The sequence below is a fragment of the Lentzea roselyniae genome (assembly GCF_039537795.1).
GTDB lineage: Bacteria > Actinomycetota > Actinomycetes > Mycobacteriales > Pseudonocardiaceae > Lentzea > Lentzea atacamensis.
The window spans coordinates 171,009-178,661 of sequence record NZ_BAABBE010000008.1 but is presented as its reverse complement, the minus strand read 5'-3'; the positions used below and the strand labels follow the sequence as shown (position 1 = coordinate 178,661).

The following is a 7,653-nucleotide window of genomic DNA, read 5'->3' as shown; positions in this document are numbered from 1 at the left end:
TGCGATGACGACTGGATTGGCGTTGCCGATCGGCCTGGAATATGGGTTGGCGGAGTAGACGGACCGAGGTCTGTGGTGAACATGGCCAATCCGGTGTGGCTATGGCCTTTGCTGGAGAGAAGCTTTCAGTCAGTGCACGAGGAGCTTGAAGAGGCCTGGTCGGATATCTCGGAATCTGCAGGGCTCGGAGAAGTGGATGAGTTTATCTGTCTGGTGGTTGCGTCGGCGTTGTCGAGTGGGCGAGAGTACTGGATGTCGCTTGCTCTCGATTGGGTTGACCAGATAGGAGAGGGCGAGCTGCACGTCAAGGAGTCCGTGCGTTCTGCGATCATGCGGGCCTCTCAAGACAGAGGTATCTCACAAAGTCTTTCTCATCGGTTGAGAAGGATGGCGAAGGACATTCGTCGTGGTGATTGATCTCGCGGTTTGAGTTGAACTAAATGTATGCAGTGGCGGCTGCTCGGTCGGCACTTCCGCTGAAGTGACGGTGGTGGACGACGCGCGTAGTTCCAGAGAGGGCTTCGCGCACCTCTAAGGTGGAGGCTCCCGTCGAGTGCCTCGAGTTGCTTCGTCTTACTGATGGCCCGAGCTTCGGGGGCATCGTCGTGTACGACGTCAAGCGGTTCGAGAAGAACCAGTTCTACGCCGACGATGATGATGGGGGCTCCGGTTCGGCTTGGCGTGACTTGTGGTTCTGCTTCGGTAAGATCAACGAGGATCCGCTCTTCATTAATCGTCAGGATGGAACCATCTGGGGGTTTACCGACCAGGGAATCGTCTGACAGGACAGCGACGTGTTCGAAAAGTTCGCCGACAGCCTCGGTGAGGTCCTCGAGCGATACGCTCTGGGATCGGAGTACCGACCTCTCTCGGGTGCCAATGAAGACGATCAGTGGTGGCGGCTGCTGATGCACATCGGACGTGTCTGACCGGTGGCCCGCGTAGGCTCTGGTTCGTGGAGAAGCGAATCGCAGGCAGGTTGAACCGCCAGGTCGGCGTCGTGGGGCTGGGTTGCTGGCAGCTCGGCGCCGACTGGGGCGAGGTGGATGAGAGCGACGCGCTCGCGTTGCTGCACGCCGCGGCTGACACGGGTGTCGACTTCTTCGACACCGCGGACGTGTACGGCGACGGTCGCAGTGAGACGCTCGTCGGACGGTTCCTCAAGGAGCGCAAGGACGACGGCGTGTTCGTCGCCACGAAGATGGGGCGGCGGCTGCCGGCGCAGACCACGGAGGGGTACAACCGGGAGAACTTCCTCGCGTGGAACGACCGGAGCCGCCGCAATCTGGGTGTCGACACGTTGGATCTCGTGCAGCTGCACTGCCCGCCCACTGCGGTGTACAGCCGTGACGAGGTGTACGACACCTTGGACGAGATGGTTGAGCAGCAACGGATCGCTGCTTATGGCGTGTCGGTGGAGAAGGTCGAGGAGGCGCTGGAGGCGATCAAGCGTCCGCACGTGGCCAGCGTGCAGATCATCCTCAACGCGTTCCGGCTCAAGCCCCTCGAGGACGTGCTGCCGGCAGCGGCGGAGGCCGGGGTCGCGATCGTCGCGCGGGTGCCGCTCGCGTCCGGGTTGTTGTCCGGGAAGTACGACAAGGCAACGACTTTCGGTGCTGACGACCACCGCAACTACAACCGCAACGGCGAGGCGTTCGACGTCGGCGAGACCTTCTCCGGGGTCCCCTACGAGGTCGGCCTGGAGGCCGTCGAGCGGTTGCGGCCGTTGGTTCCCGAGGGTGCCACGATGGCGCAGTTCGCACTCAGGTGGATCATCGACCAGCCCGGTGTCACGGTGGTGATTCCCGGTGCTCGCAACGTGGAGCAGGCTCGGGCCAACTCAGGGGCCGCTGATCTGCAGCCGGTGGACGGGAAGGCCGTCGCGGCGGTGTACGACGAGCTGATCCGGCCGCACGTGCACGACCGGTGGTAGGTCACTCCTCGGCGAGGATGGCGTAGAGCTTGCGCCGCAGCTCGTTGTAGAGCTCGACGGCTCGGGCCTTCTGCTCCGGCGTGCCCGCGTGGGAGATCTGCTCCATCGCGCTGCCGAGCAGCCGGATCGCCGAGCGCAGTTCGCCGTCGACCGGGTCGAGCTGGATGTTGATGTCGCGCCAGGGCGGGGCCGTGTGCTCCGTCCTGCCGTGGTCGGTGAGCGTGAACAACTTCTTGCCTCCTTCTTCCTCCGGGGAGATGAGGCCTTCGTCGGCGAGCATCTGCAGCGTCGGGTAGACCGAGCCGGGGCTCGGGCTCCACGCGCCGCCGGTGCGCCTGGCGATCTCCTGAATGATCTCGTAGCCGTGCATCGGCCGTTCTGCCAGCAAGGACAGAACCGCCGCGCGGACGTTGCCGCGCCGTTGGCGGCCGCCCCTGCCACCGCCCCCGAAGGGGCCGTGGCGATGCCTGTGGTGGTGGTTCCTGTGGTGTGGTTTCATCATCATGTCGTTAACGATATATCGGAATCTATCGCGATGCAACGGTCTTGTGGACGCTGAGTTCGTGGGACACTAGATGTGCTATGACCTCGCTTCCCCTTGTCTTCGACGCGCCCAAACGCGGCCTGCCGCCGCGTCACCTGGTCGACCTCACGCCCGCGCAGCGCGCGGAAGCCGTTGCGGCGCTTGGCGAGAAGCCGTTCCGCGCCAAGCAGCTGTCGAACCACTACTTCGGCCGCCTGACCGTCGACCCCGCCGAGATGACCGACATCCCGGCCGCCACGCGCGACAAGCTGGTGGCCGACCTGATGCCGCCGTTGTTCACGGTCGTGCGCAAGGTCACAACGGACGAGGGGACCACCGCCAAGACTCTGCTGCGGGCGCACGACGGCACGCTCATCGAGAGCGTCCTGATGCGCTACCCGGACCGCGCGACGCTGTGCATCTCGTCGCAGGCCGGCTGCGGCATGGCGTGCCCGTTCTGCGCGACCGGCCAGGGCGGCCTGCAGCGCAACCTGTCGACCGCGGAGATCGTGGACCAGGTGCGCCTGGGTGCGGCGGCCATGCGCGACGGCGAGCTGCCTGGCGGTCCCGGTCGCCTGTCGAACATCGTCTTCATGGGCATGGGCGAGCCGCTCGCGAACTACAAGCGCGTGATCGAGGCCGTGCACCGCATCACCGCGCCGGCGCCGGACGGGCTGGGGATCTCGCAGCGCACCGTCACGGTGTCGACGGTCGGGCTGGTGCCGGCGATTCGCAAGCTGACCGAGGAGAAGCTGCAGGTGCGGCTGGCGGTGTCGCTGCACACGCCGGACGACGAGCTGCGGAACACGCTGGTGCCGGTGAACACACGGTGGGACGTCTCCGAGGTGCTGGAGGCGGCGCGGGGTTACGCGGACCAGACCGGGCGGCGGGTGTCGATCGAGTACGCGCTGATCCGGGACATCAACGACCAGGGCTGGCGTGCGGATCTGCTGGGCAAGAAGCTGCGCAAGCACCTCGGGCAGCTCGTGCACGTGAACCTGATCCCGTTGAACCCGACGCCGGGCAGCAAGTGGGACGCGTCGCCGAAGCCGGTGGAGCGGGAGTTCGTGCGGCGGGTGCGGGAGCAGGGTGTCGAGTGCACCGTGCGGGACACGCGTGGGCAGGAGATCGCGGCCGCCTGTGGTCAGCTCGCCGCCGAGGGCTGAAATCGGTCGCTGAAGCCGGTCGGCGACCTCTACCGTTCCCCGCGATGAAGCTGGAAGGGGAACGCTGGCGCACGCTCGTCAGCACCGTGCGGCTGGGCCGTGACGAGTACCGGGTGGTGCAGCCGGCCCGGCCGCTGTCGCACGCGCCGCTGTACGAGGGGTACCTGGGCGTCGAGGCGTGCGTGGACAAAGCATCCGCGCTTGGCATTGCCATGGCGTGGGAGTTCGGCATGCGGTCACCGCGTACGTTGGTGTACTTGCCGTTGCGGCAGAGCGATTCCGCGTGCCGTTGGAGCGACGGGCCGGTGCTGGATCTGGTGCTGTTGCACCACAGCCTCGGGTTTCGGCTCTCGACGTGGAAGCAGGTGCGCGCCAGGCTGCGGGGTGTGGGGCGGCCGCACACCGTGGTCTGCCGGGGGCTCCAGGAGGAGCCCGACTACGAGCGGCTGCGCCACCGGGACAACCGGGATCTGCTGCGGGGCGAGATCGTGGCCGACACCGTGTTCGTCGTGGGGAGCAGGCCCGCGTTCCAGGTTGGGGGACAGGCGTTGCGGGAGCTGGTCGAGGACTGTCCCCGGCACATGCACGAGAGCCCCGGCACGCACTGCTGCGCTGAGATCACCGAAGATCAGTGGCACTGGAAGTGGCTGCACGTCGTGTACTGCGACGACCACCGGGTCGGCAACAGGTGAAAGGCCCCCGCTCAGACGCGAGCGAGGGCCGGTACGTCTAGAGCTGCCAGTTCTGGTTCGCACCGCTCGTGCACGTCCAGATCACCAGCCGGGTGCCGTCAGCTGACGAACCACCGGACGCGGCCAGGCACTTGCCGGACTGGGGATTTCGCATCGTCGTCCCCACACGAGACCACACCTGGGCGCCGGTGCCGTTGCAAGTCCACAGTTGCACGACGGTTCCGTCAGCGGTGCCGGAGTTGTTGACGTCCATGCACTTTCCCAAGGCGCGCAACGTGTCCCCGGTGCGTGACCACTGCTGGGCGCCCGTGCCGTTGCAACCCCACAGCTGCACTGCCGTGCCGTCGGCGGTGCCGGCACCGTTGACGTCAACGCACTTCCCGCCGATGCCCACGATGGCGCCAGAACCGGACGACACCAGGTACTGGCTGCGCGCGACGTTCCAGTGCGTTGCCAGGTAGGAACCCGCGGGCGGGTTGGTGTGGAAGTAGTCGTCGCCGCCGCAGTCGAGCTGGTTCTCGGGTGCGCCGGGGCACACGTTCACCAGGCCGCCTGGCGGGTTCGGGATGCCGCCGTCGTTGTAACACATGATGTCCTGGTCGTCCCAGCAATGGCCGTGCAGAGTCGCGTGCGGTGCGGAACGTTGCACGGCGCCCAGGGTGTGCAGCAGTTCGTGGGCGCTGGCTTGCCACGTCCAGCAGCCGGTACCCATTGCGGCGTAAGAAGGTCCGGAGTTGTAGCCGTTGTCGGCGCCTGGGCGGTCGTCGCCCGGTGCGCCCCAGGCCAGGCCGCAGCCGGCGGAGTCGTGCCAGAACAGGTACTTGCGGTCGGTCCGGTTGTAGCCCCTCGAAGCGAGCTGGTCGGCGATGGCTGAGGGGGAGGACATGGCCGACTGCGGCACGACAACGTTGTCCACGGTTGCGCGGCACGCCGAGTTGGTCACGAAGCGGACGTGCCGGACGCCGCCGCCGAGCCTGGAGGCCGCCTCGACGAAGGCGTTGTCGATCTGGTCGGCGAAGGTCTGGAACTGGGCCACGAGCTGCGGGTACCGGTCCGCGGACTGGTCGCCGCGCACGTAGACGGCCTGCACTCGTTTGCCGCTCACGCCGTCGCCGTCGCACACCACCGACTGGATCGACGCCTCGGCGGAAGGGCGCCGGAATTCGTCGGGCAGGTCGTCCACATGCGGGCTGAGCAGGGATAACGCCGCTAGCAAAACGCCAAGAGACATGACTGACCGCCTTGCTGGTGAAGAACAGGGAAGCGGTCTAGACCAATGACGACGGTAGCGAAACGGGCACGCTCTGTCAGCGGACAGAACCGGACAGAAAACCGGCCGATGCGACCGTCCGGCTACCATGCCGCGTCGTGGGGGAACCGACGAGGCTGGTCGCGGGCAGATACGCGACGATCAGGGAGCTCGGCCGGGGCGGCATGGGGGTCGTCTGGCTGGCGGAGGACCGGGTCATCGGACGCCAGGTCGCGCTCAAGGAGCTGCGGACCACCGAGACCGAGCGCGTGCTGCGCGAAGCTCGCACGGCAGGGCGCCTGAACAGCCCGAACGTCGTCGGCCTCTACGACGTCATCGTCGAGCACGGCGTCACGTACCTGGTGATGGAGCTCGTCGAGGCGCCGACGCTGTCCGAGGTCATGACCCGCGGGTCGCTCAGCGAGGACGAGGTCGCGGACATCGGCCTGCAGACCCTCAGCGCGCTGGAGGCGGCGCACGCGGCGGGCATCGTGCACCGGGACGTCAAGCCCAGCAACATCATGGTGCTGCCCGACGGACGCGTGAAGCTCGCCGACTTCGGCATCGCCCGTGCGATGGACGACCCCGGTCTGACGGCAACGGGCGGCATCATGGGCTCGCCCGGTTACATGGCGCCGGAGCTGTTCGCCGGCAAGCCTCCCTCGCCCGCGAGCGACCTGTGGGCGTTGGGCGCCACCATGTTCCACGCGATCGAGGGCCGGGCACCGTTCCAGCGCGACACGACCGCGGCCACCATGCATGCGATCATGTACGAGGAGCCGGTGCTGCAACGCACCACTGGCCCGCTCGCCGCCGCGATCATGGCGTTGCTCACCCACGACGACATCCAGCGCCCCACCGCGGCCCAGCTGCGAGCACGGCTCAGTGACCGCACCAAGCAGGTGGCTGCTCCGCCGTCCGAGCAGACCGTCGTCATCGAACCCGTCACCACGTACGTCGCGCCTCAGACCGTCACGCGTGAGGAGTGGGACGACGAGAAGCCCAAGTCGCGCAAGAAGATCGGCGTCTTCGCCGGTGTGGCGGCAGCCGTCGTGGTGATCGCTCTCGCCGCCGTCTTCCTGATCAAGCCGCAGACGCCGGGCATGGCAGCGGCGCAGCAGGGCGCGAGCAACGAGCAGCCGGCGTCGCAGACCAGCAGCACCGCCTCCAGTGCGCCGAGCAGCAGCAGTGCGGCGCCGAGCAGCAGCACGGCCCCCAGCAGCAGTCAGGTTGCGAGCAGCCAGAAGCCGACGCAGGCCACGCAACCGAACCAGCCGCAGGCCACCACTGCGCAGCCGAAGCCCCCGAGGGAGACGCTCGCGTTCTCCCGCTACATCAGCGGCAGCGGCTGGCACTACAGCGGCACTTCGCGTCTTCCTGTGCCCGCGGGGTTCACCCAGGAGAAGCCCGGCTACCTCGGAAAGCTGCTCGCGAACCCGGAGTCGAACACGAAGCCGGTGTACTCCTGCAAGATCAACAACTCCGAAGACCGCATGACCTCCTCCGCGGCCAACTGCGAGGGTCAGACGATCTACGACAACGGCCTGCTCGGTTACGTCTTCACCGCGCCGCCAATGGACGTGCACACGGTGAAGCTGTACCGCTGCAACGCCGGTGGCCACCACTTCGACTCGCTGCACGAGGGCTGCGAGGGCTACAAAACGGAGTTCACGCAGGGGTGGGTGATCCCGTGATCGCCGGCCGGGTCCTCACCGGGCCGTGGCGGGCTCCAGTCCGAGCGGCTCGGAGGAGTCGAACGTCTCCCGCGCCTCGGCGACCGACTCGTAGTTCTGCTGCGCCCACGACCGCAACGCGGCCAGAGGCTCGGTGACACTGCGCCCGAGCTCCGTCAGCTCGTACTCGACGCGCAACGGCACCGAGGGGTAGACCGTGCGCGTGACGAGCCCGTCGCGCTCCAACGTGCGCAACGTCTGCGTGAGCATCTTCTGGCTGATGCCGTCCAACCGGCGCTTCAGCTCACCGAATCGCCTCGGCCCGTCTTCCAGCGCACCGATGACCAGCGCCGTCCACTTCGACGCGACCATGTCCAGCAGGTCGCGGCACGGGCACATCTTCATGTAAACGTCCCT

General features: G+C 67.1%; 9 protein-coding genes. 6 read left to right on the top strand and 3 right to left on the bottom strand.

Annotated features, from left to right (window positions below; genetic code table 11):
• The first annotated feature begins 81 nt into the window (after nt 1–81).
• The 3 genes from ABFX45_RS16695 (at nt 82) to ABFX45_RS16685 (ending at nt 1,933) form a co-directional block, all read left to right on the top strand.
• A complete protein-coding gene (locus ABFX45_RS16695) occupies nt 82–417 on the top strand; it encodes a hypothetical protein (protein WP_346130872.1) in 336 nt (111 codons plus the stop codon).
• Between the two features lie 188 nt (nt 418–605).
• Complete coding sequence (locus ABFX45_RS16690) at nt 606–782, top strand: hypothetical protein (RefSeq protein ID WP_346130870.1); 177 nt, start codon at nt 606–608, stop codon at nt 780–782.
• 173 nt (nt 783–955) lie between these two features.
• Nucleotides 956–1,933, top strand: coding sequence for an aldo/keto reductase (locus ABFX45_RS16685; RefSeq protein ID WP_346130868.1), 978 nt, complete (start codon nt 956–958; stop codon nt 1,931–1,933).
• A gap of 1 nt (nt 1,934) precedes the next feature.
• Here the strand turns inward: ABFX45_RS16685 and ABFX45_RS16680 are convergent, their stop codons facing one another.
• Entirely contained in the window at nt 1,935–2,438 is a 504-nt protein-coding gene (locus ABFX45_RS16680; RefSeq protein WP_346130866.1) for a PadR family transcriptional regulator, read from the bottom strand.
• 77 nt (nt 2,439–2,515) lie between these two features.
• Between ABFX45_RS16680 and rlmN the strand changes: the two genes are divergently transcribed.
• Both rlmN and ABFX45_RS16670 read left to right on the top strand, forming a co-directional pair.
• Nucleotides 2,516–3,622, top strand: a complete 1,107-nt coding sequence (rlmN, locus tag ABFX45_RS16675; protein ID WP_109633995.1) for a dual-specificity RNA methyltransferase RlmN — start codon at nt 2,516–2,518, stop codon at nt 3,620–3,622.
• A gap of 44 nt (nt 3,623–3,666) precedes the next feature.
• Complete coding sequence (locus tag ABFX45_RS16670) at nt 3,667–4,314, top strand: hypothetical protein (RefSeq protein WP_346130864.1); 648 nt, start codon at nt 3,667–3,669, stop codon at nt 4,312–4,314.
• A 37-nt stretch (nt 4,315–4,351) separates the two neighbouring features.
• On the opposite strand, the gene ABFX45_RS16665 is transcribed toward ABFX45_RS16670, so the two are convergent.
• Nucleotides 4,352–5,545, bottom strand: a complete 1,194-nt coding sequence (locus tag ABFX45_RS16665) for a ricin-type beta-trefoil lectin domain protein (protein ID WP_346130862.1) — start codon at nt 5,543–5,545, stop codon at nt 4,352–4,354.
• 137 nt (nt 5,546–5,682) lie between these two features.
• Between ABFX45_RS16665 and ABFX45_RS16660 the strand changes: the two genes are divergently transcribed.
• Nucleotides 5,683–7,257, top strand: coding sequence for a serine/threonine-protein kinase (locus ABFX45_RS16660; protein WP_346130860.1), 1,575 nt, complete (start codon nt 5,683–5,685; stop codon nt 7,255–7,257).
• A gap of 15 nt (nt 7,258–7,272) precedes the next feature.
• On the opposite strand, the gene ABFX45_RS16655 is transcribed toward ABFX45_RS16660, so the two are convergent.
• Nucleotides 7,273–7,641, bottom strand: coding sequence for a winged helix-turn-helix transcriptional regulator (locus tag ABFX45_RS16655; RefSeq protein WP_109635200.1), 369 nt, complete (start codon nt 7,639–7,641; stop codon nt 7,273–7,275).
• Nucleotides 7,642–7,653: the final 12 nt, after the last annotated feature.

Coding starts and splice junctions, on each gene's coding strand:
- ABFX45_RS16695 (WP_346130872.1), top strand. CDS start 82: ATGGCCAATCCGGTGTGGCTATGGCCTTTGCTGGAGAGAAGCTTTCAG.
- ABFX45_RS16670 (WP_346130864.1), top strand. CDS start 3,667: ATGAAGCTGGAAGGGGAACGCTGGCGCACGCTCGTCAGCACCGTGCGG.
- ABFX45_RS16665 (WP_346130862.1), bottom strand. CDS start 5,545: ATGTCTCTTGGCGTTTTGCTAGCGGCGTTATCCCTGCTCAGCCCGCAT.
- ABFX45_RS16680 (WP_346130866.1), bottom strand. CDS start 2,438: ATGATGATGAAACCACACCACAGGAACCACCACCACAGGCATCGCCAC.
- rlmN (WP_109633995.1), top strand. CDS start 2,516: ATGACCTCGCTTCCCCTTGTCTTCGACGCGCCCAAACGCGGCCTGCCG.
- ABFX45_RS16655 (WP_109635200.1), bottom strand. CDS start 7,641: ATGAAGATGTGCCCGTGCCGCGACCTGCTGGACATGGTCGCGTCGAAG.